Origin of the sequence: Flavobacterium foetidum (assembly GCF_004634245.1) — a bacterium.
GTDB classification, from domain to species: domain Bacteria; phylum Bacteroidota; class Bacteroidia; order Flavobacteriales; family Flavobacteriaceae; genus Flavobacterium; species Flavobacterium foetidum.
Genome location: NZ_SJTF01000004.1, coordinates 254,141 through 279,800, shown reverse-complemented (window position 1 = coordinate 279,800; position 25,660 = coordinate 254,141). Strand labels below are relative to the sequence as shown.

Annotated in this window: 26 protein-coding genes; 5 read left to right on the top strand and 21 right to left on the bottom strand. The window is 35.6% G+C overall.

Features of this window, described 5'->3' with window-relative positions; translation table 11 throughout:
• Positions 1–5: 5 nt before the first annotated feature.
• The 13 genes from nuoK to aspS form a co-directional block, all read right to left on the bottom strand.
• Positions 6–326: an NADH-quinone oxidoreductase subunit NuoK gene (nuoK, locus tag E0W73_RS07795; protein WP_008466103.1), complete on the bottom strand. Its 321-nt coding sequence runs from the start codon at positions 324–326 to the stop codon at positions 6–8.
• Complete coding sequence (locus E0W73_RS07790; protein ID WP_135221521.1) at positions 326–865, bottom strand: NADH-quinone oxidoreductase subunit J family protein; 540 nt, start codon at positions 863–865, stop codon at positions 326–328. Before E0W73_RS07790 ends, nuoK begins: the two co-directional genes overlap by 1 nt.
• The gene (locus E0W73_RS07785) at positions 866–1,411 is read right to left on the bottom strand and encodes a NuoI/complex I 23 kDa subunit family protein (RefSeq protein WP_135221520.1); all 546 of its coding nucleotides are present in this window, start codon (positions 1,409–1,411) and stop codon (positions 866–868) included. It abuts the gene before it with no gap.
• 84 nt (positions 1,412–1,495) lie between these two features.
• A complete protein-coding gene (gene nuoH, locus E0W73_RS07780) occupies positions 1,496–2,548 on the bottom strand; it encodes an NADH-quinone oxidoreductase subunit NuoH (RefSeq protein ID WP_135221519.1) in 1,053 nt (350 codons plus the stop codon).
• Between the two features lie 3 nt (positions 2,549–2,551).
• Positions 2,552–3,583, bottom strand: coding sequence for a 2Fe-2S iron-sulfur cluster-binding protein (locus E0W73_RS07775; protein ID WP_129745950.1), 1,032 nt, complete (start codon positions 3,581–3,583; stop codon positions 2,552–2,554).
• A 171-nt stretch (positions 3,584–3,754) separates the two neighbouring features.
• Entirely contained in the window at positions 3,755–5,125 is a 1,371-nt protein-coding gene (gene nuoF, locus E0W73_RS07770) for an NADH-quinone oxidoreductase subunit NuoF (RefSeq protein ID WP_135221518.1), read from the bottom strand.
• A 1-nt stretch (position 5,126) separates the two neighbouring features.
• On the bottom strand, positions 5,127–5,657 hold the full coding sequence (locus E0W73_RS07765) for a complex I 24 kDa subunit family protein (protein WP_008466111.1): 531 nt from the start codon (positions 5,655–5,657) through the stop codon (positions 5,127–5,129).
• Positions 5,658–5,735: 78 nt separating this feature from the next.
• A complete protein-coding gene (locus tag E0W73_RS07760; RefSeq protein ID WP_135221517.1) occupies positions 5,736–6,974 on the bottom strand; it encodes an NADH-quinone oxidoreductase subunit D in 1,239 nt (412 codons plus the stop codon).
• 21 nt (positions 6,975–6,995) lie between these two features.
• On the bottom strand, positions 6,996–7,517 hold the full coding sequence (locus tag E0W73_RS07755; RefSeq protein WP_135221516.1) for an NADH-quinone oxidoreductase subunit C: 522 nt from the start codon (positions 7,515–7,517) through the stop codon (positions 6,996–6,998).
• Position 7,518: 1 nt separating this feature from the next.
• Positions 7,519–8,067, bottom strand: a complete 549-nt coding sequence (locus tag E0W73_RS07750; RefSeq protein ID WP_129745954.1) for an NADH-quinone oxidoreductase subunit B — start codon at positions 8,065–8,067, stop codon at positions 7,519–7,521.
• A 154-nt stretch (positions 8,068–8,221) separates the two neighbouring features.
• A complete protein-coding gene (locus E0W73_RS07745; RefSeq protein WP_135221515.1) occupies positions 8,222–8,587 on the bottom strand; it encodes an NADH-quinone oxidoreductase subunit A in 366 nt (121 codons plus the stop codon).
• Positions 8,588–8,830: 243 nt separating this feature from the next.
• On the bottom strand, positions 8,831–9,025 hold the full coding sequence (locus E0W73_RS07740) for a cold-shock protein (RefSeq protein ID WP_007137066.1): 195 nt from the start codon (positions 9,023–9,025) through the stop codon (positions 8,831–8,833).
• Positions 9,026–9,368: 343 nt separating this feature from the next.
• Positions 9,369–11,120: an aspartate--tRNA ligase gene (gene aspS / locus E0W73_RS07735; RefSeq protein WP_135221514.1), complete on the bottom strand. Its 1,752-nt coding sequence runs from the start codon at positions 11,118–11,120 to the stop codon at positions 9,369–9,371.
• Positions 11,121–11,278: 158 nt separating this feature from the next.
• Here aspS and E0W73_RS07730 point away from each other — a divergent pair, with 158 nt between their 5' ends.
• Together E0W73_RS07730 and E0W73_RS07725 are read left to right on the top strand one after the other, a co-directional pair.
• A complete protein-coding gene (locus tag E0W73_RS07730) occupies positions 11,279–12,274 on the top strand; it encodes a TlpA family protein disulfide reductase (protein ID WP_135221513.1) in 996 nt (331 codons plus the stop codon).
• A gap of 211 nt (positions 12,275–12,485) precedes the next feature.
• Positions 12,486–12,833, top strand: coding sequence for a toxin-antitoxin system YwqK family antitoxin (locus tag E0W73_RS07725; protein WP_135221512.1), 348 nt, complete (start codon positions 12,486–12,488; stop codon positions 12,831–12,833).
• Between the two features lie 133 nt (positions 12,834–12,966).
• On the opposite strand, the gene E0W73_RS07720 is transcribed toward E0W73_RS07725, so the two are convergent.
• The 6 genes from E0W73_RS07720 to E0W73_RS07695 all read right to left on the bottom strand — a co-directional run bounded on the left by E0W73_RS07720 (position 12,967) and on the right by E0W73_RS07695 (position 21,995).
• Positions 12,967–14,520 carry a PepSY-associated TM helix domain-containing protein gene (locus E0W73_RS07720; RefSeq protein WP_135221511.1) on the bottom strand — a complete coding sequence of 518 codons (1,554 nt, stop codon included), beginning with the start codon at positions 14,518–14,520 and terminating at the stop codon, positions 12,967–12,969.
• Positions 14,521–14,523: 3 nt separating this feature from the next.
• Positions 14,524–14,826, bottom strand: coding sequence for a hypothetical protein (locus tag E0W73_RS07715; RefSeq protein WP_135221510.1), 303 nt, complete (start codon positions 14,824–14,826; stop codon positions 14,524–14,526).
• Positions 14,827–14,829: 3 nt separating this feature from the next.
• Positions 14,830–15,162, bottom strand: a complete 333-nt coding sequence (locus tag E0W73_RS07710; RefSeq protein WP_135221509.1) for a hypothetical protein — start codon at positions 15,160–15,162, stop codon at positions 14,830–14,832.
• Between the two features lie 62 nt (positions 15,163–15,224).
• The gene (locus E0W73_RS07705; protein ID WP_135221508.1) at positions 15,225–17,708 is read right to left on the bottom strand and encodes a TonB-dependent receptor; all 2,484 of its coding nucleotides are present in this window, start codon (positions 17,706–17,708) and stop codon (positions 15,225–15,227) included.
• A gap of 187 nt (positions 17,709–17,895) precedes the next feature.
• Complete coding sequence (gene odhB / locus E0W73_RS07700; protein ID WP_135221507.1) at positions 17,896–19,140, bottom strand: 2-oxoglutarate dehydrogenase complex dihydrolipoyllysine-residue succinyltransferase; 1,245 nt, start codon at positions 19,138–19,140, stop codon at positions 17,896–17,898.
• An 80-nt stretch (positions 19,141–19,220) separates the two neighbouring features.
• Positions 19,221–21,995, bottom strand: coding sequence for a 2-oxoglutarate dehydrogenase E1 component (locus tag E0W73_RS07695; protein WP_135221506.1), 2,775 nt, complete (start codon positions 21,993–21,995; stop codon positions 19,221–19,223).
• 116 nt (positions 21,996–22,111) lie between these two features.
• Between E0W73_RS07695 and E0W73_RS07690 the strand changes: the two genes are divergently transcribed.
• Both E0W73_RS07690 and E0W73_RS07685 read left to right on the top strand, forming a co-directional pair.
• Positions 22,112–22,663, top strand: coding sequence for a hypothetical protein (locus E0W73_RS07690; protein ID WP_135221505.1), 552 nt, complete (start codon positions 22,112–22,114; stop codon positions 22,661–22,663).
• Between the two features lie 53 nt (positions 22,664–22,716).
• The gene (locus E0W73_RS07685) at positions 22,717–23,301 is read left to right on the top strand and encodes a hypothetical protein (protein ID WP_135221504.1); all 585 of its coding nucleotides are present in this window, start codon (positions 22,717–22,719) and stop codon (positions 23,299–23,301) included.
• Positions 23,302–23,475: 174 nt separating this feature from the next.
• On the opposite strand, the gene E0W73_RS07680 is transcribed toward E0W73_RS07685, so the two are convergent.
• Together E0W73_RS07680 and E0W73_RS07675 are read right to left on the bottom strand one after the other, a co-directional pair.
• On the bottom strand, positions 23,476–23,829 hold the full coding sequence (locus tag E0W73_RS07680) for a hypothetical protein (RefSeq protein ID WP_135221503.1): 354 nt from the start codon (positions 23,827–23,829) through the stop codon (positions 23,476–23,478).
• Between the two features lie 43 nt (positions 23,830–23,872).
• Positions 23,873–24,847, bottom strand: a complete 975-nt coding sequence (locus tag E0W73_RS07675; RefSeq protein ID WP_135221574.1) for a polyprenyl synthetase family protein — start codon at positions 24,845–24,847, stop codon at positions 23,873–23,875.
• A gap of 268 nt (positions 24,848–25,115) precedes the next feature.
• Here E0W73_RS07675 and E0W73_RS07670 point away from each other — a divergent pair, with 268 nt between their 5' ends.
• The gene (locus E0W73_RS07670) at positions 25,116–25,637 is read left to right on the top strand and encodes a YceI family protein (protein ID WP_135221502.1); all 522 of its coding nucleotides are present in this window, start codon (positions 25,116–25,118) and stop codon (positions 25,635–25,637) included.
• Positions 25,638–25,660: the final 23 nt, after the last annotated feature.

Sequence of the window (25,660 nt, the reverse complement as noted above, 5' to 3'; positions counted from 1 at the left end):
TCTGATTATCCTTTTAAATTTTTTAAATTATCGATACTGATTGATCCAATATTTCTAAAAATAGAAACCAAAATGGCCAATCCTACCGCAACTTCAGCTGCAGCAACTGCCATCGAGAAGAACACAAAAACTTGTCCTTGCGCATCCTGATGATAAGTTGAAAAAGCAACAAATAAAAGGTTTACCGCATTCAACATAATTTCGATAGACATGAAAACGATAATTGCATTTCGTCTGTACAATACACCAAAAATACCAATACAGAAAAGTACGACACTCAAAAAGATGTAGTTCTCAATACCTATTTGATTTAATATATTACCCATTATTTATTTAATTTTTCTTTTTTAGACAATAGAACTGTTCCAATCATAGCCACCAAAAGCAAGATCGAAGCAAATTCAAACGGAACCATATAGTCGTCCAATAAAATTTTACCTAAAACTTTGATTGATTGGAAATCTTCTCCAGTAGAATCGTACTCGCCTACAATTGGTTTAGAGTTGATGAAAAGAGCAATCAAAACAATTAGGATTAAACAGAAAGAAACAATAGCGCCTAAACGTGTGATTCTAGGGCGGTGCACATCTTTTTGTTCGTTCAGATTCATCAACATGATGGTAAACAGGAACAGAATCATAATTGCTCCCGAGTAGACTATTATATGAACAACAGCTAAAAATTGAGAATTTAATAGTAAATAATGACCAGCGATAGAGAAGAAGCAAATCACTAAGTAAATTGCTGAGTGTATCGGGTTTCTGCTGAAAATAGTCAAGAAAGCAGTAATAATGGTAATAAACGCTAAGATACAAAATATCACCCCTACAGGAGTTGCGTTTGCAAGATCTGGAATATGTATCATTTAGTTAGCGTTTTTAAGTTGAGCGTTTTTCATAGCCATTTCTAAAGGCATTACCAATTTATCTTTCCCGAAAATGAAATCTTCTCTTTTGTAATTAGCAGGAACTAAAACTTTAGATTCGGTTAAGTAAATAGCGTCTTTTGGACAAGCTTCTTCACATAAACCGCAGAAAATACAACGAAGCATATTGATTTCGTATATTTCAGCGTATTTTTCTTCTCTGTATAAGTGTTTTTCATCAGCTTTGCGTTCTGCGGCTTTCATTGTAATCGCTTCTGCAGGGCAAGATAAAGCACATAATCCACAAGCGGTACAGTTCTCACGACCTTGTTCATCGCGTTTCAGCATGTGCTGGCCACGATAAACCGGACTCATTTCGCGAACCTGCTCAGGATAATGAATGGTAACTTTTTTTCTGAAAAGGTGTTTTACAGTAATAAACAAACCTTTTACAATCGCCACAAGATACAATCGTTCAATAAAAGACATGTCCTTATTTGACACCACCTTTTTTCTACCCGATAATGATATAGTTTCTATTGACATTTTTACTATTATAGTTTATGATTTACAATTTGAAAAGAATCAAATTCAAAATCTATTTGTTTTTATTTGAAGCAATTACGATTCTTAGAATCCTAAGGTTGCTAAGATTTCATGTCTTAAAATTACAACACCTGTAATCATGATATTAATGATCGAAAGCGGAATTAAAATTCTCCATCCTAAGTTCATTAATTGGTCATATCTAAATCTTGGAATTGTCCAACGTACCCACATATAGAAGAATATGAAGAAACATATTTTTGCAAATAAAGCTCCAATTCCTAATAAGTTTGCTGCATTTACACCTACGTTGTCAACCATCCATTGCATTCCAGGGTAGTTGTATCCTCCAAAGAATAAAACAGAAATAATTGTAGAAGAGATAAACATACTTGCATATTCGGCAAATAAATAGAATCCCATTTTCATAGATGAATATTCTGTGTGATAACCTCCAATTAACTCGTTCTCACATTCTGCTAAGTCGAAAGGAGTTCTGTTTGTTTCTGCAAATGAACAGATTAGGAAAATTAAGAATGATAATGGCTGATAAAAAACATTCCAGTTCATTCCCTGTTGTTGTAGTGAGATTTCTTTTAAGCTCATTGTGCCAGTCATCATCAATAAAGCGATTATTGATAATCCCATTGCAATCTCGTACGAAACCATTTGAGAAGCTGCACGAATAGCTCCCATCAAAGAGAATTTGTTGTTAGAAGCCCATCCACCAATCATGATGCCGTAAACTCCAACAGAAAGCACTCCAAAAATGTATAATAAAGCAATATTTACATCGGTAGCCTGAAGAATGATGTCTCTTCCGAAAAGATGCAAACGATCTCCCCACGGAATTACAGCACTCGTCATTAAAGCTGTACTCATTGCAATTGCTGGCCCAACAACGAATAAAAATCTATTTGGCGTGTTTGGGAAAAACTCTTCTTTAGAGAATAATTTCATACCATCTGCAAGCGGCTGTAATAAACCTCCCCATCCAGCGCGGTTTGGTCCAACGCGGTCTTGCAAGAAAGCGGCAACTTTACGTTCTGCCCAAGTAGAATACATAGCCATAATCATTGTTACCGCAAAAACGACAACAATAACAACACTTTTTTCTATAATAAATGCACTTTCCATTTCTTATTGTTTTTGATCTTTATCAGTTAATGGAATTGCTGCCATACTAATTTTTTTACGGTCGATATCTCTACCTAAAAGAATGTTCTTTTCTGTATCGATAGTAACTTTCTCTAGTTTTTGAGTGTAATTGTTTTGGTTGATAACAGAATCTTTTTCAAATTCTCTTGGCCCTTCAATAACCCAGTCATTCACATCTTTGTGATCAAAACGACAACTGTTGCAGATGAATTCTTCAACTTCATGGTACTCGTCTTTACGACCAGTTACACGCTGAATCTCTCCACCAAACATCCAAACGGTAGTTTTACCGCAACATCCTGGAGTAGTACATTCTCTGTGTGCGTTGTAAGGTTTATTAAACCAAACTCTTGATTTAAAACGGAAAGTTTTATCTGTTAAAGCTCCAACTGGACAAACGTCGATCATGTTTCCAGAAAACTCGTTGTCGATTGCTTTAGAAATTCCTGTTGAAATATTAGCGTGATCACCACGATCTAATACTCCGTGAACTCTGTTGTCTGTCAATTGATCTGCAACTTGTACACATCTTTGACATAAAATACAACGGTTCATATGAAGTTGAATATTTGGACCAATATCTTCTGGCTCGAATGTTCTTTTTTCTTCAATATAACGTGATTTCGGGTTTCCGTGCTCAAAACTTAAATTTTGAAGATCACATTCTCCCGCCTGATCACAAATTGGACAGTCTAATGGGTGGTTGATTAATAAAAACTCTGTTACAGATTTACGCGCTTCGGTAACTCTGGCAGAAGATTTACTGTTTACTTCCATTCCGTCCATACATCCTGTTACACAAGATGCCATAAGTTTTGGCATTGGTCTTGGATCAGCTTCACTACCTTTAGAAACTTCAACTAAACAACAACGGCATTTTCCACCGCTGCCTTTTAATTTTGAGTAATAACACATGGCTGGCGGCACCAAATCTCCACCAATCATACGTGCAGCCTGCAGGATCGTTGTTCCTGGTTCTACGTCTATACTTTGACCGTCTATGGTTACTTTCATCTCTTTATTTTGTTTTTTTAGTTTCAGGTTTCAGTTTTCACGTTTTCACTTGAAACTAAAAAAACTTGAAACTTTAAACTATTTTAAACTTTTTTGTTGAAAGTCGGAATATTGAAAAGAATTGCTGTCCTTTTTAACATTATGAACTTTATAACTTTATGCTTTTTATTTTTAAACGATTGCTTTACCGCCAACTAAATGTTTTACTTGTGAAAAAGGTTCAGCGACAAAGTGATCTCTATTTTTGATTTTTTCAGGGAAACGAACATGATATTCGAACTCATCTCTAAAGTGACGAATTGCAGCTGCTACTGGCCAAGAAGCTGCGTCTCCTAGAGGACAGATTGTGTTTCCTTCAATTTTGCTTTGAATGCTCCACAATAATTCGATATCCTCTTCACGGCCTTGACCGTTTTCGATTCTCCATAAGATTTTTTCCAACCATCCAGTTCCTTCACGGCAAGGAGTACATTGTCCGCAAGATTCGTGGTGGTAGAAACGAGCAAAGTTCCAAGTGTTTCTTACCACACAAGCAGTATCGTTGTAAACAATAAATCCTCCAGAACCCAACATAGATCCGGTAGCAAAACCACCATCACTTAAAGATTCGTAAGTCATTAAACGATCTTCACCGTTTGCTGTTTTGAAAATCAATTCAGCTGGTAGAATTGGCACAGAAGAACCTCCTGGTACAAATGCTTTTAAGGGACGGCTTGAAGACATTCCTCCCAAATATTCATCAGAATTCATGAATTCGTCTACGCTTAAACCTAATTCGATTTCGTAAACACCAGGATTTTTAATATGTCCTGAAGCAGAAATTAATTTAGTTCCAGTAGAACGTCCAATACCAATTTTAGCATAATCATCACCAGAATTGTTTACAATCCATGGCACAGTCGCAATAGTTTCAACATTGTTTACTACCGTTGGATTTGCCCAAAGACCAGAAACCGCTGGGAAAGGTGGTTTAATACGAGGATTTCCTCTTTTACCTTCCAATGATTCGATTAATGCTGTTTCTTCTCCACAGATATAAGCTCCAGCTCCACAGTGAACGTGAAGTTCTAAGTCATAACCTGATCCTAATATATTTTTTCCTAACCATCCGGCAGCTTTTGCTTCGGCGATTGCTCTTTCTAAGATTTTAAAAACCCACATATATTCTCCACGAATGTAGATATATGATAAGTTAGCACCTAAAGCGTAGCTAGAAGTAATCATTCCTTCGATTAATAAGTGAGGAATAAATTCCATCAAGAATCGATCTTTGAATGTTCCCGGCTCCGATTCGTCGGCATTACACACTAAGTGTCTTGGTCTTCCTGATTTTTTATCAATAAAGCTCCATTTCATTCCAGCAGGGAAACCTGCACCACCACGACCACGTAATCCTGATTTTTTTACTTCCTCAGTTACTTCGTCTGGAGTTAATGTTTTTAAAGCTTTTTCTACAGAAGCGTATCCGCCATTTTGGCGATAAACTTCGTAGGTTTTAATTCCAGGAATATTGATTTTATCTAATAATATTTTTTGTGACATCTTATTTATCGTGTAATATTATTTTATCCTCTCTACAATCAGCAATAATCTGATCGATTTTTTCTTCTGTCAGTTTTTCTTTGTAGAAATCTCCCAACTGCATCATCGGAGCGTATCCGCAAGCACCTAAACATTCTACACCAGCAATGGTAAACATTCCGTCTGGAGTAGTTTCGCCCATTTTAATGCCTAATTTTTCAGAAGTATAATCCATTAAATCTTCGGCACCTCTTAAACAACAACAAGAAGTTTGGCAGAACTCAAACATATACTTGCCAATTGGCTTCTGGTTGAACATCGTGTAAAAAGTAACCACTTCATAAACCTCAATTGGTTTTATCTGAAGAATCTCGGCAACTTTATCTTGCAGTTCAATACTAAGCCAGTTGTTATGTGCATCCTGAACTTCGTGCAAGACAGGCAATAAAGCCGATTTTTGTTTGCCTTCAGGATAATGGCTGATCAATTCATTGATGCGGTTCATCAATGCCTCAGTCATATTTATTTCTTGTTTGTAATGTTTTCTTTCCATTTTATTCTTGTTTTGCCACAAAGGCGCAAAGGCACAAATATTTTAATTTAAATTCTAGTATCTAAAATCTAAATTTTTTTAGGCGTCTAATTCTCCTGCAATTACGTTCAAACTTGAAAGGATGATAATCGCATCAGAAAGCATGGCACCTTTAATCATTTCTGGGAATGCTTGGTAATAAATAAAGCATGGTCTTCTGAAATGTAATCTATAAGGAGTTCTACTTCCGTCTGTAACTAAATAGAAACCGATTTCTCCATTTCCTCCTTCTACTGGGTGATAGATTTCTGCAACTGGTACAGGAACTTCTCCCATTACAATCTTAAAGTGATAAATTAAAGATTCCATAGAAGTATAAACATCTTCTTTTGGAGGAAGGTAGTAATCTGGAACTTCAGCATGATATTCGTTTCCTGGAGGCATTTTTTCTAATGCTTGACGAATAATGCTTAAACTTTCCCAAACTTCAGCATTACGAACACAGAAACGATCGTAAGTATCACCCGATTTTCCAACAGGAACGATAAAATCGAAATCTTCGTAAGATGAGTATGGCTGTGCTACACGTACATCGTAATCAACTCCCGCAGCACGTAAGTTTGGACCTGTAAATCCGTATGCCATTGCTTTTTCAGCAGTGATTGCACCAACGTTTACAGTTCTGTCAAGGAAAATTCTGTTTCTCTCGAATAAGTTTTGGAATTCCTGCCATACTGGAGGGAATTCTTCTAGGAATTTATCTAGTTTTTTGAAAACTTCCGGAGACCAGTCTCTTTCAAAACCACCGATTCTTCCCATATTGGTAGTCAAACGAGCTCCACAAATTTCTTCGTAGATTTCGTAGATTTTTTCTCTAAATTGAAAAACGTACAAGAAACCAGTATACGCACCAGTATCTACACCCAAAATCCCGTTACAGATAATATGATCCGTAATACGAGCCAGCTCCATAACGATAACTCTTAAATACTGCGCTCTTTTAGGAACTTCAATACCTAATAGTTTTTCTACTGTCATCCACCATCCCATATTATTAATAGGAGAAGAGCAGTAGTTCATACGGTCTGTAAGAGGTGTAATTTGATAAAAAGGACGATTTTCGGCAATTTTCTCGAAAGCTCTGTGGATGTAACCAATAGTTGGCTCAGCCTCAAGAATTTTTTCACCATCCATTAATAGGATGTTTTGGAAAATACCGTGAGTCGCAGGGTGAGTTGGACCTAAATTCAGTACAGAAAGTTCGCTTCCGTCTTCGTTAAGTCTCTCCTTAATTATTTTAGCATAACGATGCTCTGGTGGTAATAATAGTTCTGACATTTTATAATGTTGAATTATTTTTTAGCAATTTGATGTTGTTCTTCCAAAGAATCTGTCGTCTTTGTCGGTTCTTCCGCTGTCTTCCATTGGGAATTCTTTTCGCATTGGGTGAGACTGCATTTCGTCCATGTTTAAAATACGTTTCAACTGAGGATGTCCTATAAAGTTGATTCCGTAGAAATCGAACGTTTCTCTTTCCATCCAGTTCGAACTCAAGAAAATATTCGAAACCGATTTAATTTCTGGTTTTTCTCCGTTTAAGAAAACTTTGATTTTTAGTCTTTTGTTTTCGTACCAGTTGTGTAAGTGATAAACAACTGCAAACTGACGCTCACTTTCGTTATCTGGGTAATGGATACCGCATAAGTCAGTTAAGAAATGAAATTGTAATTCTGGATCGTTTTTAAGGAATAGAATCAACGGTGTGATTTTATCAGCTGAAGCTTCTAAAGAAAAAATATCTCTCTCTTGCTGAAAGTTGAAAACATCGTTATTGAATGTTTCAGTAAGTTTATCTTGGATCAGGGTGTTTTCTAAAGCCATCTTATGAGATATTATATGAAGCTAATAATTCTTGATATTCTGGAGAGCTTCTTCTTCTAACAGATTCGCTTTTTACCAGTTCTTGAAGTCTCATTACTCCATCAACAATTTGTTCTGGTCTTGGCGGGCAACCAGGAACGTAAACATCAACAGGAATTACTTTGTCAATTCCCTGAAGTACTGAATACGTGTCAAATACTCCTCCTGAAGAGGCACAAGCGCCAACAGCAATCACCCAGCGAGGCTCGGCCATTTGTTCGTACACTTGTCTTAAAATTGGAGCCATTTTTTTTGAAATAGTTCCCATTACTAACAACATATCTGCCTGACGAGGAGAAAAACTCACACGTTCAGAACCAAATCGAGCTAAATCGTAATGAGATGCCATTGTGGCCATAAACTCAATTCCGCAACAAGATGTCGCAAAGGGTAATGGCCAAAGAGAATTCGCGCGTGCCAACCCAACAACATCACTAAGTTTTGTAGCGAAGAAACCTTCACCAGTAACTCCTTCCGGTGGCGCAACCATATTTACTTTTGAATCGCTCATTTTTATTTTAGATTGTAGATTTCAGATTTTAGATTTTTGACCTTGAAACCGAAATCAATTTTAAAATTCAATATTGTGTTTTGAGATATTATTTTCAAACCTAAAATTCTAAATCAATTTAATCTAAAATCTAAAATCTGAAATCTAATATTCTTTATTCCCACTCTAATGCTTTCTTTTTGATGATGTAGAAAAAACCAACTAAAAGCAAAGACATGAAAACTAACATTTTTAACATTCCTTCAATTCCTAAGTCTTTGAAGTTTATTGCCCAAGGATAAAGAAAAATAACCTCTACGTCGAACAATACGAACAAAATGGCAACTAAGAAGTATTTTACAGAGAATGGAATACGGGCGTTACCAACAGATTCGATACCACATTCGAAGTTTTTGTCTTTAACTTCAGAGGTTCTTCTTGGTCCTAATTTTCCAGAAATAATAATTGTTCCTACCACAAAACCAACAGCTAAAAGAAACTGCATTAAAATAGGAATGTAACTGTATTGATCAGATTGCATAAACTTCGGTTTTATACTTAAAAAAATGAGCCACAAAGATAACTTGGAAGTCTGTAAAACACAAGCTAAAAAAGGATTTAAGTAGGCTGCGAAACCGCGTTTATGTGTAATTTTTATTGATTATAAATAACGAAGAGTTATTTTAATATTTTTTTAAGAATCGTCTAAAAAAAAACGTCCCGATACTTCGGGACGTCTTTTGAGACCATTCAGAGGCAAAAAAAATAAATTGCTATATTTTTCTTAGATCACTGCCACTTTAGCAGCAACTTTCCCTTTTCTTCCTTCTTCTTCTTCATAGCTTACACGGTCACCTTCGCGTAATTCTTCCGCGTTAATTCCTGAAGCGTGAACGAAGATATCTTTTCCTGTTTCTTCGTCTGTAATGAATCCATAACCTTTAGACTCATTGAAAAATTTTACTGTACCTGTACGCATTGTAATTGTAATAATAATTTATAATAAAACAAATGTAACATATAAATTCATACAAAAGACATCTACATGTTAATTTTTTCTAAAAATTATTGATTTACAGTGTTTTTACGTGGTTTGTTGCTGCAATTTTGATATGATTCATGTTAAAATGAGAATCATTAAAAATACTTCAAAAAGTAAGAAGTTTTTGACTTTATGATTAAGCCATTTTTACAAAGATTCCGATGATTTTTTAGTTAAAAAAGTCTTTGTACTATTTTTTTTCGTTTTTGAAAAAAGTTGCATGAAAATAAAAAACCGCAGTCTAGAAAGCTGCGGTTTTAAAAAATTGATTTCAAATTGATTATACCAAATCAACTTTAATATGTAATTCTTTCAATTGTGTCTCGTCAATGGCAGCAGGTGCATCAATCATAACGTCACGCCCTGCATTGTTTTTAGGGAATGCGATAAAATCTCTAATCGTTTCCTGACCTCCTAAAATCGCAACTAATCGATCCAAACCAAATGCTAATCCACCGTGTGGCGGAGCTCCAAACTGGAAAGCGTCCATTAAGAAACCAAACTGCGCTTTTGCTTCTTCTTCGGTAAATCCTAAATATTTGAACATTAATTGTTGTGTCGCCTTGTCGTGAATACGAATAGAACCTCCACCAATTTCGTTTCCGTTTAAAACCATATCATAAGCATTGGCACGAACTTTTCCTGGCTCGGTTTCTAACAATGCCATGTCTTCTGGTTTTGGAGATGTAAATGGATGATGCATTGCGTGGTAACGACCGCTTTCTTCGTCCAATTCCAATAATGGGAAATCTACCACCCATAATGGAGCAAATTCTTCTGGATTACGTAATCCTAAACGAGTTGCTAGTTCCATACGTAAGGCAGATAATTGTGCTCTTGTTTTATTTGCTGGACCAGAAAGTACAAAAATCATATCGCCAGGATTTGCTTCTGTTGCTTTTGCCCAGTTTGCTAAATCGTCTTGATCGTAGAATTTATCTACAGATGATTTGAAAGTTCCGTCTTCATTGCATTTTACGTAAACCATTCCAGATGCTCCAACTTGCGGACGTTTTACCCAGTCAATCAATCCATCGATTTCTTTGCGGGTATAATTTCCTGCTCCTGGAACAGCGATTCCCACAACTAGTTCTGCTGCATTGAATACAGAGAATTCCTTATGTTGTGCAAATTCGTTTAATTCGCCAAATTTCATTCCGAAACGAATGTCCGGCTTGTCATTTCCGTATGTTTTCATAGCATATTCGTAGGTAATTCTTGGGAATTTCTCTACCTCAATGCCTTTGATTTCTTTTAATAAATGTCGCGTCAATCCTTCAAAAACATTCAAAATGTCTTCTTGTTCCACAAATGCCATTTCGCAGTCAATCTGTGTAAACTCTGGCTGACGGTCTGCACGTAAATCTTCGTCACGGAAACATTTCACGATTTGGAAATATTTATCCATTCCACCCACCATCAAAAGTTGTTTGAAAGTTTGTGGAGATTGTGGCAACGCATAAAACTGACCTTCGTTCATACGGCTTGGTACGACGAAATCTCTTGCTCCTTCTGGAGTCGATTTGATTAAGTAAGGCGTTTCAACTTCGCAGAAATCTAAATCAGACAGATATTTACGAACTTCGATTGCCACTTTGTGACGGAATAATAAACTGTTTTTTACAGGATTTCTTCGGATATCCAAGTAACGGTATTTCATTCTGATGTCTTCCCCGCCGTCCGTTTCATCTTCAATAGTAAATGGAGGGGTAAGAGCAGTGTTTAAAATTGTTAATTCAGAAACTAAAATTTCGATTTCGCCCGTTGGAATGTTTTTGTTTTTGGCTTCACGCTCAATAACGGTGCCTTTTACCTGAATAACAAACTCACGTCCAAGAGTTTTAGCCAGTTCAAAAACGCTTTTTTCAGTACGACTTTCGTCGAAAATAAGCTGTGTAATTCCGTAACGGTCGCGTAAGTCAACCCAATTCATAAATCCTTTATCACGTGATTTTTGTACCCATCCCGCAAGAGTAACTTCGGTATTGATATTTGAGGCATTTAATTCGCCGCAATTATGACTTCTATACATATTCAAAATTTTAGACTGCAAAAGTAAATACAAAATTCAAGATAATATAGCAAAGTGATAAGTTGATGCAGAATAATTTCAAATAAATTGTTAATTCTGAAATTTTGAAGCTTAAATTTCTTTAGTTTTGATTCACTAAAAAACAAATAATAAAACCCATGAAAAAACTTTTTGTTGCTGGTTTAGTAATCATTAATGCTTTGAATGTTATAGGTCAAAGCAAGAATTCAATTAAGTTCACTGCTAAAATCTCGAATAGAAACAGTGATACGTTGGTCATTCAAGGAAGAAATAACTTTAAACAGGTAATTCCGATCGATAAAAAAGGAGTGTTTTCGGCTTCATTTGATGCTCCAAAAGGGTTTTATGTTTTTTCTGATGGTACAGAATCCTCTAACTTATATTTAAAACCAAATTCTGAAGTAAATCTGACTATGAACGCCAAAGAGTTTGATGAAACGATAGTATATAAAGGTAAAGGCGTAAATGAAAGTAATTTTTTGGCGCAACAGGCATTAAAGGACGAGAACTTTCAAAAAGATGCATTCAGCAAAGAAGCTGCCGCGTTTGGAGCTTTGTTGGATGCAAAATTAAAAGCGGATACAGAAAGTGTTGAAAAAGGTGATTTTGAGCCCGAATTTAAGACTGCCTTAAAAAGCAGTTTTGAAAGTTTTTATCAATATGCATCTCAGGAATACGAAAGGGCGGCAAAAGCAAATAAACTCGTAGGAAAACCTTCTCCCGAATTTGATTATGAAAACCATAAGGGAGGTCAAACTAAACTGGCAGATCTAAAAGGGAAATACATTTATATAGATTTGTGGGCGACTTGGTGCGGACCTTGCCGTGCAGAAATTCCATATCTTCAGAAAATTGAAGAGAAATTTCATGGAAAAAACATTGAGTTTGTGAGCATTTCGATTGATAAATTAAAAGACAAGGAAAAATGGAAAAAGTTTGTTACCGATAAAAATCTTGGCGGCGTACAGCTTTTTGCAGATAAGGACTGGGAATCTGAATTTGTTATGAATTACGGTGTAACTGGAATTCCGAGGTTTATTTTGATCGATCCAAAAGGAAATATTGTAAATCCGGATGCTACACGACCATCTGATCCTAAGCTCGAAAGTGAGCTCAATGCATTACTGAACTAATTTATTTACGAAATTTAAAACGTTTTCGTAAAAACGTAATAGTCTTAGAATACCAGTAAAACCAGTGCTTGAGCGCTGGTTTTTTTGTTTTTGATATTTTTCCAATGTTAAGTTTTTATTCAATGTTACCAAATTGTTAAGCAAAAGTTTTTTTAATGTAAACATTTAACTATATTTGATAACGATTTGATAACATTAAATACCTAAAGATATGAAAAAGAGTGTGATTTTAGCGGCTGTATTGTTCTCTGGAATTTTGAGTGCGCAAGAAGGTAAACCTGAATTGGACGCTGTTGGAAATAGAGTAAAAGCAATCTATTATTATGAAAATGGAAATGTACAACAGGAAGGTTATTTTAAGGATGGAAAATTAGACGGTGTTTGGGTATCTTATGATGTAAAAGGAAATAAAACGGTAGAAGGTGAGTACACAAATGGTCTAAAAACCGGAAAATGGATGTTTTATAACGAAAAAAATCTTTGTGAAGTGGCATACGAAAACAGCAGAGTAAGTTCTGTTAAGAATCTTCAAAAAAATGCTGTTGCTAACAGAAATTAAAAGATTACGTTTATTGTTTTTTGAGAACCGCCTTTATCGGCGGTTTTTTATTTTTTAAAAATAGAGCAAGTAAAATAATTTAAGAAAAAAAAGCCTGAAAAAAATTCAGGCTTTTTTGTATTGAAAAAGGTTTTTAAACAGCTTTGGGTTGTACAGGTTTTAAATTATAGGCGATATAGAGTGTAATTGAGGCTAATACAATCCAGAAAACATCTATAAAGAAAATTTGAATCTCATTGCGCATAAAAGAATTCCAGAACCAGTTTCCAGTTATGATTCCGTTTGTAATCGGAATCAAGAATCCTAGTATGCTTCCTGAAATCAAGCAGAATTTGTTTGTAAATGCATCATTCTTTTTTAGGATAAAGAAAACGGTCAGAAGAAGCCATCCGCCAAAATAAATCTTAAACAAATCAGATTGGCTTAGTGGATAGAAAATTTTGCTTCCAATAAATGCTAAAGCTGTAATTGGATACATGCTCAAACAAATTGCCAGATAAATTCGAACTACTGCGGCGTTGAAACGTTTTTTCTTTTCTGGTAGGTTGTTTTTTTGTCTAGCAACAAGCCAAATCATTACTCCAGAGATAATCACAAAACAACTTATTATTCCGAGAACAAAACTTATTATTTTTAAGGCATAGCCTCCGTAATCACCAAAATGAATTCGGTACAATACGTTTTTAACAACATCCAGATAACTGGTTTGCGTTATCGGATTTTTTTTGGCAATTTCTTTTCCGTCTGCAATACGGTAAATGACTTTTCCGATTGCGGTAAATTTGGTGTGGCTAGGTAATTCTCCTTCGACTGTAACGTGCATGTTGACATCGCCGTAATTTTGAATAATAACGCGTGTTATCTCAAAATCTTTCCAATTGCTTTTCGTCTTTGCAACCAAATCATTAATACTAAACGGATTTGCCAGTTTTTTGTATTCAAATGGGTGATCAACGTCGTTATATTCTAATTCTTTATATAATTTACTCTCGTCTCCGTCATATAATGCCATTACGGCTGGCGCGACAATGAGCAGCTTGATCATGAAAAAAGCTCCAGTTACTGCATAAACAAACTGAAAAGGGAGTCCGATCATTCCTAAGGCTGTATGAGCATCTGTCCATAAAGTTTTTAGTTTTTCTTTTGGTCGGAACATGTAAAAATTAGAAACAATTTTATTCCAGTGCAGTAAAACTCCGGTTACAATTGCAAATAAGAAAAACAAAGCGGTAAATCCTGAAAGGTAATAACCTACAGGATAAGGAATCTGTGCAAAAAAGTGCAGACGATATAAAAGTTCTCCTAGCGAATACGATTCTTCATAAGTATAAGACTTGAAACTTTCGGTATCCAGATAAAAAAACTGTCCGTCTTTTTGTTTTTCAGGAGCAAGAGTATCTCTTGTCCCTTCCATGTAAACGGCAACACGTTTTTCTATATTGGGCTTAGAGATAGTGATATTTCTGCCGTGTAAAATGTATTTTTTATCGAGGTTGTCCAGTGCATTATTGTAGTCTAACTGAATTTCTCTCGTAATTGCAGTAGATTCACTTCTTTCCCAATTGATGATTTCATCTCTAAAAAAAGAAAAAGACCCTGCAAAGAAAATTACAAAAAGAACAACACTGATTACAATACCGCTGACAGTGTGTGTGTGAAAATAAATATTATAATGACGGTTATTCATAAATTATTGCGCCGTTGTATTATAGGTTTGACCGAGATAAATAAAAAGACAAAAAACCAAAGTGAGCAAAATATAGATTGCCCAGATTTTCCAAGCACTTTTGGCAAGAAAAGCAAGTACCATAAGAGCTACCCAAAGAATAAAACCGGTAAAAGCCATTGTCATTAAAACATTGGCACGATTAAACCATGCAGCAAGAGCAAGGTGAAAACTTATAGCAACAAAATAACCGCCCAATATTGCGGCTGTGATTTTGGCAATACGCTGCCATACAGACTGCGTCAAATATTTAGGATTGGCTGGCATAATTTAGTTGTAATATAATTCTATTAAAGCGGCAATCAAAAAAAGAACGTAAACAACTTTGTGATTTACCTTTTTAAGAGGCGCTAAAATAACGATTAGACTACCAATAGTCATAAGTTGGATAAAAAACATCAAAGTTCCGCATCCCAAAGACTTTGTATAAAGCCAAAAAGCATAAGCAATAAGTAAGAGTGCTAATCCTGCTCGCTTGGTTTGTTTTGGATTGTCTTTCATCCATTTTTCAAAACCTAGATCATACGACAAAACGGCCCTTTTCGAGGTGTAATAAAGTGTATAAAAAGCTAGAAAAACGATAATGCTGGCTATTGTAATCATAATCTTTAAAATTTAAAAAACACCTTTCTCCTAAAAGAAAGGTGTTTGGAATGTTTTTTTTGTTAGAATCGGTATGAGAAACTTGCAGCTACGCTTCTAGCATCTTTCGGGTGAACCGTTGACCATCCATCGTAAATGTCCTCATTTGCAATGTTGTTCATTTTTAAAGTAAGCGTGTATTTCTCCGTTCCGTAAAAGATAGAAGAATTTAGTACGGTATATTCTGGAATTGTAAATACTCCAGCTAAAGTTCTGTTCATTATTTTGTTGTCGCTTGCATAGTTACCTCCAAAACCTAAACCAAATCCTTTTAAGTCGCCGTTTGTAAATTTATAACTAGCCCAAAGGTTTGCTAAATTCTGCGGACCAGCGCTTTCGGGTCTGTGATTTACAAAATCTGGTAATCCGGCAGTTAAAAGAGCATCGTTGTAACTGTATCCTAATACTATGTTTAGGCCATTAATTGGGTTTGCAATAATTTCTGCTTCGAAACCTTTATTTTTTTGTGCACCATTGTCATAACTAGTTGTAGTTGTTGCTCCATAATCAGTGTAAACCATATCTCTTACTTTAGTGTCATAGTAGCTAAAAGTAGCATATAATTTTTCTTCGAAAACATTTAATTTTGTACCAACTTCAAATTGAGCAGCATGCTCTGGTGAGAAAGTTCTAGGTGTTCTAGTACCATCAGCAGCAACATCGGTAATTGGTGACGGGTTTACGAAACCATCCATGTAGTTAGCAAAAATCGAAACTTTATCGATAATTGGCTGGTAAACTAAACCAAATTTTGGAGAGAAAGTAGTTTGGTTAAAATCGTCTGATTTTGTGGTTACATCTCCTGAATTCATGAAACGGTCAATACGTAAACTTGCCATAGCAGAAAGAGCAGGCGTAATATTGATTACGTTAGATACATAAGCACTAAAAACTTCTTGTTTTTGTTTGCTGTTGTTTGCAGGAGAATTTGCTAATATAGCTTCGGCATGTGCTCTTGATAAATTACCATTGTCTCCATTTGTGATATAGTTATTAGGATCAGTAATTCCATATACATTTTCATTGACAGTTTGTAAAGGATCATTTCCAATATAAATAAGACTTTCATTGTAAACATATCCTGAGCCATTATCAACCAGCATTCTATTGAAATAATCTAAACCAGCAACAATTCTGTTTCTTAAGTTTCCAATTTTAAAATCTCCAATAAAATTCTGCTGGATATCGGTTGTTAAAGTTTTGGAGTCATTATTTGTAAATGATCTTCCTAAAACTATTCCATCGTTAATGCCGCTAAAATTACCTGTTATATCATACAAATATGCATAGTATCCTAATGATTTTGTAGAACTTCTTGCAAGGACTGTTTGTGAAGACCATTGGTCAGAAATTTTATAATTCATTTGTCCCTGAAGACTGTATGATGGTGTTTTAAGTGTTAACTGATTACTGGTGTACGAACGTTTGTTGTCATATCCCAATTCGTCAATGTTGTTAACACGTAGAGGTGAAAAACGGTCTAAAAACAACATAGTAGGGTTGGTACTTTCGCTGCTTAAAAACTCAGTATTAACCAGGAATGATAATCTATCATTTACTTCGTAAGAAAGAGAAGGAGCTACAAATATAGATTTTCTAAAACCTGCGTCTTGAAAACTATCTTCGTCATGATAAGCTGCATTTATACGGAAGTTTACTTTGTGCTCTTCGTCAAGCGGAGTGTTAACATCGGCAGTAACCCTGTTCAAACCATAGCTTCCGGTAGTATAACTGATTTCTCCTCCAAAATGATCATATGGTTTTTTAGTAGTGATGTTGATTAAACCTCCATAAGAGATTAAACTGCTTCCAAATAGAGTTCCTGATGGCCCTTTTATTACTTCAATTTTGTCAATATTAGCAGGATCCAAACTTCCATTAGATAAACCTGGCAAACCATTTATCATAGTGGGTTGAACTACAAATCCTCTAAGAGAAAAATAACCCGCACCATCTCCGCCACGGCCAGTAGATGCCCAAAGCTGTGTTAGACCTGGAGAGTTTTTAAGTGCGTCGTCAATATTTGTAACTACTTGTTCTTTTAAAAGTTCAGCTGTAATTGTAGTATAAACTTGTGGGTTTTCAAGATTTTTTAAAGGAAGTCTTGATACTTGTTGTGTCTCTTTACGTGCAAGCGGATTTTTTTTACCATTCCCGTTTACTACGATTTCACTTAATTCTTCAGAATTAGGATTAATTACAAAATCTTCTACTAATTCGTCACCACTGTTTAAGGTGATGCTTTTTTCTTTTGAAGAATACCCTACTCCAGAAACTCTGATGACGTAACTACCTGGTTTTAGATTTTTTAGTTCGTAACGGCCTTGACTATCTGTGTTGGTGCCAATTTTTGTTCCTTTTAAAATCACAGAAATGTTGTCGGCACCGTCATTATTGGTTAAAGTGATCTGACCTTTAATAGTAGCTTTTTCCTGAGCCCACATGGTTGCGGTTGTGAATAAGAAAAAACAAAAGCTCAAAATCGAAATTGAAGATTTAAAGTTCATTTTATTTAGAATTGGTTTTAATAGCGCAAATGTAAGTCTTGATTACTTATCAAGCAAACTTTATTTTTATTTATTCCAAATTAAATGCCTTAAAATTTCATTAAAATTGTATTAGTAGGAAATTAGATAAAAAAAGAAACCCCGCTCGAGAAGAGCAGGGTTTCTAATTATAATGATAATTTAAGAATTACAATTCTAAAGCACGTTTAACGTCACCATTCATTAATAATTCTACTGGGTTTTCTAAAGCTTCTTTTACAGCAACCAAGAAACCAACAGACTCGCGTCCGTCAATGATTCTGTGATCGTATGAAAGTGCTACGTACATCATTGGGTGAATTTCCACTTTTCCGTTTACAGCAATAGGGCGCTCGATGATGTTGTGCATTCCTAAGATTCCAGACTGAGGAGGGTTGATGATTGGAGTAGATAACATACTTCCGAAAACACCACCGTTTGTAATTGTAAAAGTTCCTCCGGTCATATCGTCAACAGTAATTTGACCATCACGAGCTCTTAAAGCCAATCTTTTGATTTCAGCTTCGATACCACGGAAAGTTAAGTTTTCAGCATTACGTACAACAGGAACCATTAGGCCTTTTGGTCCAGAAACTGCGATAGAGATATCACAGAAATCATAAGCTACTTTATAATCTCCATCCATCATAGAGTTTACATCAGGATAAAGTTCTAAAGCTCTCGTAACTGCTTTTGTAAAGAAAGACATAAAACCTAACCCAAGACCGCCATGTTTTGCTTTGAAAGCATCTTTGTATTCATTACGGATGTTGTTGATAGGAGTCATGTTAACTTCGTTAAAAGTAGTTAACATTGCTGTATCATTTTTAGCAGCAACTAGTCTTTCAGAAACTTTACGACGCAACATAGAAAGTTTTGTACGCTGCGATCCGCGGTTTCCTCCAGTTGGCGTTCCCATAGATGGTACTGCGTTTACAGCATCATCTTTAGTGATTCTGCCGCCTTTGCCAGTTCCTGTTACAGTTGCTGGAGCAATGTTTTTCTCGTCTAATATTTTTCTTGCTGCTGGAGATGGAGTTCCCGCTGCATAACTTGTAGCTGCAGGAGCTTGTGCTGGTTCAGCCTTTGGAGCCTCAGCTTTTACTTCAGCTTTAGGAGCTTCCGCTTTTGGCGCCTCTGCTGCTGGAGCTTCTGATGCGCCACCTGCTGGTTTAGCAGCATCTGTATCAATTAAACAAACTACAGCGCCAACTGCAACTGTATCACCTTCTTCAGCTTTTAGTGTAATAACACCGCTCATTTCAGCAGGTAATTCAAGAGTTGCTTTGTCTGAATCTACTTCAGCAATCGCCTGATCTTTTTCTACATAATCTCCGTCTTTTACTAACCAAGTTGCAATTTCAACTTCTTTTATTGACTCCCCTGGTGATGGGACTTTCATTTCTAAAATCATCTTTGTTTTTGTTTAAGGTTTTTATGGTTTCAAGTCTCATGTTGTTGAACCTGAAACTTGAAACTTGAAACATTTTTTTATTATCTGAATAAATTTTTATCGAATACCATTCTAATAGCGTCAGCATGGCGGCGTTTTGCACGTGTATAACTTCCTGATGCAGGAGCAGAATATGCTTTTAATGAAGCTAATCTCCATTTTACAAGGTCAAAGTTCATTAACATAAAGCTGTATGCTCCCATGTTTTTAGGTTCTTCCTGAGCCCAAACATAATCATCTGCGTTTGGATATTTAGCAATGATTTCTTTAATCTGCTCAACAGGGAAAGGGAATAATTGCTCGATACGAATAACAGCAACATCATTTCTTCCGTTGTTTTCTCTTTCTGCTACGATGTCATAGTAGAATTTACCTGTACAGAAAACTAAAGTTTTCACGCCTTTTTTATCTACTGCATTGTCATCAATTGTCTCTTGGAAGCTTCCGTTTGCAATTTCGTCAACTGTAGATACACATCTTGGATCGCGCAGTAAACTTTTTGGAGAAAAAACTACTAATGGTTTACGGAAGTTAGTTTTCATTTGTCTTCTTAACAAGTGAAAGAAGTTTGCTGGAGTTGTACAGTCTGCCACATACATATTGTGTCTCGCGCAAAGCTGTAAGTAACGTTCCATTCTTGCAGAAGAGTGTTCAGCACCTTGTCCTTCATATCCGTGAGGCAATAACATCACGATACCGTTTTGGTTGTTCCATTTATCTTCTCCACAAGAAATATATTGGTCGATCATGATTTGAGCACCGTTAGAGAAATCCCCAAATTGTGCTTCCCAAATCGTTAAGGCTTTTGGGTTTGCTAAAGCATATCCGTAGTCGAAACCTAAGACGCCATATTCTGATAAAAGAGAGTTGAATACGCCAAAGTTTCCTTTTTTGTTTTCAATTCCGTTCAACAAAATTACTTCTTCTTCAGAATCTTCTACTTTAACCACCGCATGACGGTGAGAGAAAGTACCACGCTCAACATCCTGGCCAGAAATACGAACATCAAATCCTTCTGTTAAAAGAGATCCGTAAGCCAATGCTTCTGCAGTTCCCCAGTCAACGGTATTGTTGTCGTATCCAGCTTTTCTGTCGGTAACAATTTTGGTGATTTTGTTGATGAATTTTTTATCTGATGGTAAAGTTGAGATGGTATTGATGATCGAATCTAAACCTTCTTTACCAAACGTAGTGTCTACTTTTTGAAGCATTTGTGTGTCAGTCACCTGCACAAATCCTTCCCATTCGTTTTTCATGAATGGAGTAATGATAGTCAAGTCTTTTTTACGAGAAGCTTCTAAGTTTTCTTCTAAAGCAGTCTTGTATTCTTTTTCTAAACCATTAACGTAAGATGCATCGATTACGCCTTCAGAAAGTAATTTCTCAGCGTAGATATCTCTTGGGTTTTTATGTTTAGCAATGATTTTGTATAAAACTGGTTGTGTAAAACGAGGTTCGTCTCCTTCATTATGACCGTATTTTCTATATCCTAATAAATCGATAAATACGTCACGTCCGAATTGCATTCTGTAGTCTAATGCAAAAGATACAGCGTGTACAACAGCCTCAGCATCGTCAGCATTTACGTGTAATACTGGAGATAAAGTTACTTTAGCAACGTCTGTACAATAAGTAGACGAACGAGCGTCTAAATAATTAGTTGTAAATCCAACTTGGTTGTTGATTACAATATGGATTGTTCCTCCTGTTTTGTAACCGTCTAATTGTGCCATTTGAATGATTTCGTAAAGAATACCTTGACCTGCTATTGCAGCATCTCCGTGAACGGCGATTGGTAAAACTTTAGAGAAATCGTCAGCAAAATATTTGTCTTGTTTTGCTCTTGTGATACCTTCAATTACAGCTCCAACCGTTTCTAGGTGAGAAGGGTTTGGCGCTAAATTGATGTTGATGCTTTTTCCTGATCTTGTTTTTCTGTCGGCAGTAAGACCTAAGTGGTATTTTACGTCACCGTCAAAATATTCTTGATCGTAATCTTTTCCGTCAAATTCACCAAAGATATCTTGAGTAGATTTTCCAAAGATGTTTGCCAAAACGTTCAAACGACCACGGTGAGCCATTCCCATTACAAATTGCTCCACACCTTTTTCTGCAGCTTGTTCGATTAAAGCATCTAAAGCTGGGATGATAGATTCTCCACCTTCTAATGAGAAACGTTTTTGCCCCACATATTTAGTATGAAGGAAATTCTCAAAAGAAACCGCTTCGTTTAATTTATTTAAGATAGTTTTCTTTTCGTCTGTAGAAAAATTAGGCTGATTTACGTTTACAGCCAATTTATCCTGAATCCATTTTACAACACCAGGGTTTCTGATGTACATATATTCTATACCAATATGCTGGCAGTAAATTGCTTTAAGGCGGTTTACAATAGCTTCTAATGAAGAAGGTGTCATTCCGATAGTTTGCGCAGCGTCAAAAACAGTCTGAAGATCAGCAGATGATAAACCGAAATTCTCTATATCTAAAGTCGGAGATGATTGTCTGCGGTCGCGAACAGGATTTGTTTTGGTAAACAAATGCCCGCGTGTACGGTATCCGTCAATTAATTTTAGAACATTGAATTCTTTCTGAAGTTTGTCTGAAACCTGACTATAATCTGTGTTTGGGCTCGTCACATACTCAACGATTGTCTGCACTGGATTTTCGTCATTATAAGTAGCCATTCCAAAGTCGAAACCTTGAAAGAAACTTCTCCAGCTTGGCTCAACGCTGTCTGGGTTTACTAAATATTGATCGTATAATTGTGCAAAAAACTCGGTATGCGCTGCATTTAAAAATGAAAACCTATCCATAATATTAGTGAATATACTTTTTGTTAAATAGAATGGCAAAAGTACAACAATCGCATTTATTTAGATCTTTTTTTTAAGTACTTTTACGTAAAAATTTGTTAAAATAAACGTTAACTATGAATAAAATTCAATTTTCAATCGATTGCAAATTCTTTTTTGTGATTTTGACAGCGTTATTTTCTAGTTATGCAACTGCGCAGCAGCATTATGTTATTGACAACAAAAATAATTTTTGGGATAAGGTGCAGTTTGGTGGCGGACTAGGCTTAGGATTTGGTTCTGGATATACCGACATTTCTATAATGCCAAGTGCGATTTACAATGTAAACGAAATTGTGGCTGTTGGTGTCGGACTCCAATTTGGATATCTCAATTCCCGAAATTATTATGAATCGTATGTGTATGGAGGAAGTCTGATTACACTTGTAAATCCGATTCCAGAAGTCCAGCTATCTGCAGAATTGGAACAAGTGCGAGTAGATACAAGATATGATTCTAATATTAACCGACCTGCTTTTTCTGATAGTTATTGGAATACAGCGCTTTATTTAGGCGCCGGCTACAGAACCGGAAACGTAACAATCGGTGCACGTTACGATGTTCTGTATAATCCCAATAAAAGTCTTTACGGTTCTGGATTTATGCCTTTTGTCAGGGTATATTTCTAAGGTTCTAAGGTGCTGAGATTCTAAGATTCTCAGGTTTTTAAAAGTATAAAAATTTGAAAAAAATAATATTTTTAATTACGGTAATTGTGGTTTTAAGCTGTAACAATTCTAAGAAGTCACATGCTGATAATAAAGCAGTGGCTGTAAAGAAAGAATTACGACCTTTTTTTGATTCGGATGAAATCGACCATTATTATTTGAATTTTTTGGAGGAAGATTTTACAGAGATTATGATGAAAGAGAAGAATACTCCAGAAGAACTAGAATTTATAGATTTATTCGTTCATACCTTTCCGGACATTATTCCAAAAGAAAATTTCGAAAGAATTCTATTGAATTACAACTACAAAAAATCAAATTTATCACTTAAACAGCAGAAAGAGATTGAAAATGTGTTTAGTGAGAAAGATTCATTGCAAGATACTTTCGCTGGTTGTGCAGCAGAATATCGCGATATTTTTATTTTTAAAAAGAAAAAAGAAACAGTAGGAATAGTTAAGATGTGCTTCAAATGCGGGCGAGTTCAATTTATTGGAAACAAAATTGACACTGAAGGTTTTGGTCTTTGGATAGAGTTAGATAAACTACAAAAAATCGTAAGACCTGAAAATTACAGCATTTTAATAAGACACCATTAAACCTTATATTAATTTCTAATCGGAAGTCAAGAAAATTATAGAATAGTTAAAGCACTAAGGGTCTTAGCGTCTAGGCGTCTTATTTATAATAATTTACAATCAAAAGAAGAAAACGACTGAATAGCTAAAAACCTTAGAACCTTAGAACCTCAGCACCTCAGCACCTCAGCACCTTTATTTATAATAATTCCGAAACCAAACCTTCTGCCATTCTCTTTTTAGAACAAGAAATGAAACTTCTTCAGCCAAAATAACCAAATCAGAGCCATCAAGTTGTTTGATTTCGTTTTCTGGAACATCAATAATGTAAAGCAGATTCAGATATTCAGCAAATTTGTACTGAATCATTCGGTAGATTTTTTCGTGAAGCTGAATCTTTAATTCTTCGGGCGAAATGCTGAGCGGAAAATCAACTCCTTCATTAGCAAGGTTAAAATCTTTGTTGATCTGTTCGATAAGATTTAAATATAATGTCTCTGCTTGAGCCTGAGCAAACAATGAGTCGGTATTTACTGGTGCAACAAACATACTATTTAGATTTTACGGAATACTTGAAACTGAATGCTGAACACTAAACTTTGCGTCCCATTAAGTTTTCGCCAAAAGTTCTTAAAACGCTTTTCTTTTCTGCATTTATATCCATTTTTTCAAGCGTTTCAAATGCTTTAAAAGTGTACATTTCAATGGCATCCTGAGTCGCTTTTGAGGCTCCCGAATCGTTAAAAACCGCTTTGGCAGTTTCGATTTTTTCTGAATTATCTTCTAATTGTAAGCTGAACAATTTCTGGAGTTCAGAAGCTTTTTCTGCAGACGAAAACTCTAGAGCTTTTAGATATAAATATGTTTTTTTGTTTTCGATAATGTCTCCTCCAACCTGTTTTCCAAAAGTTTCCGGATTTCCAAAAGCATCAAGATAATCGTCCTGTAACTGGAAGGCGATTCCTAAATTAAGGCCAAATTCGTAAATCAAATCGGCTTCTTTTTCAGAAGTTTCGGCTACAATAGCGCCCATTTTCATGGCAGCGGCAACCAAAACCGCTGTTTTGTATTCGATCATTTTAAGATATTCCGGAATCGAAACGTCATTTCTTTTTTCAAAATCAACATCCCATTGCTGTCCTTCGCAAACTTCAAGAGCAGTTTTACTGAATAGTTTTGCCAGATTTCTAAAAACATTCGGTTCGTACTGTTCAAAATATTGATAAGCTAAAATCAGCATCGCGTCACCCGAAAGAATTCCGGTATTCAAATCCCATTTTTCATGAACTGTAACTTGTCCTCTTCTTAGAGGCGCATCGTCCATGATGTCGTCGTGCACAAGCGAAAAATTATGAAAAACCTCTACTGCCATCGCTGCTGGTAGTGCGGCTGTGTAGTCAGTATCAAAAACCTCGGCCGCCATTAGGGTTAGAACCGGACGGATGCGTTTGCCTCCAAGTCCTAATATATATTCTATTGGTTCGTAAAGATTGTATGGTTCTTTATGGATGTTTTGCTTTTTTAGGTATTCAATAAAAAAATCCTGGTACTGACTTATATCGTGCATAAAATGAAATTCTGATTTACGAGCCTCAAAGATACAATTCAATTATGATATATTTTGATTGAAAAGAACTAAAAGAGTGCTATGCTGCTAAAAACATCTTGAAGTATCTTGATTCTTAAAATGTTAAAATTATTTTTAAAAAACGCGGAAACTTTTTTGGTATTTACAGTTTCCTGTCTATATTTGCACTCGAAAATGGAAACTAAGAAAACGACAAAAGTTTCCAAAAGAGCTTTACAGTTTGTAAACGCAATAAAATTAGGTGCTTATGAAAACAACATGGACTTTAGACTCAACACAATCTGACGTTTTAATAGAAATGAGACGTTCTAGAACTGCTTATGTAGGTGGAACTGCCAATAAGTTTGATGGTTATGTAAATTTTGATGATAATGAGATTGAAGATGCTATGGTCGAATTTTCATTAGATATTCAGAATAAAAATGAAAGTTTCCAATCGATTGATGCTTATTTACAGCTTCAGGATTTTTTTGAAGAAGACGAACATCCGATAATCAGTTTTAAATCGACTTCTTTTCAGAAGGTTAATAGAAACATTAACTTTTTCAAAGGAGATTTAACGATAAAAGATATCACGAGAGTCGTAGAACTTGATGCCGAATTTATTAGTGAAAACACTTATAACGGACAAAAGAAAGTAGCTTTTGAAATCAAAGGCAATATCAAACGCCAAGATTTTGGTCTGGATTACAGTTCTTTTCATCATAAAGATGGAAATGCACTTGGTAAAGATATCAAGCTGATTGCGAATTTAGAATTCAGCATATAAATCTTACAAGATTATTAATTTAA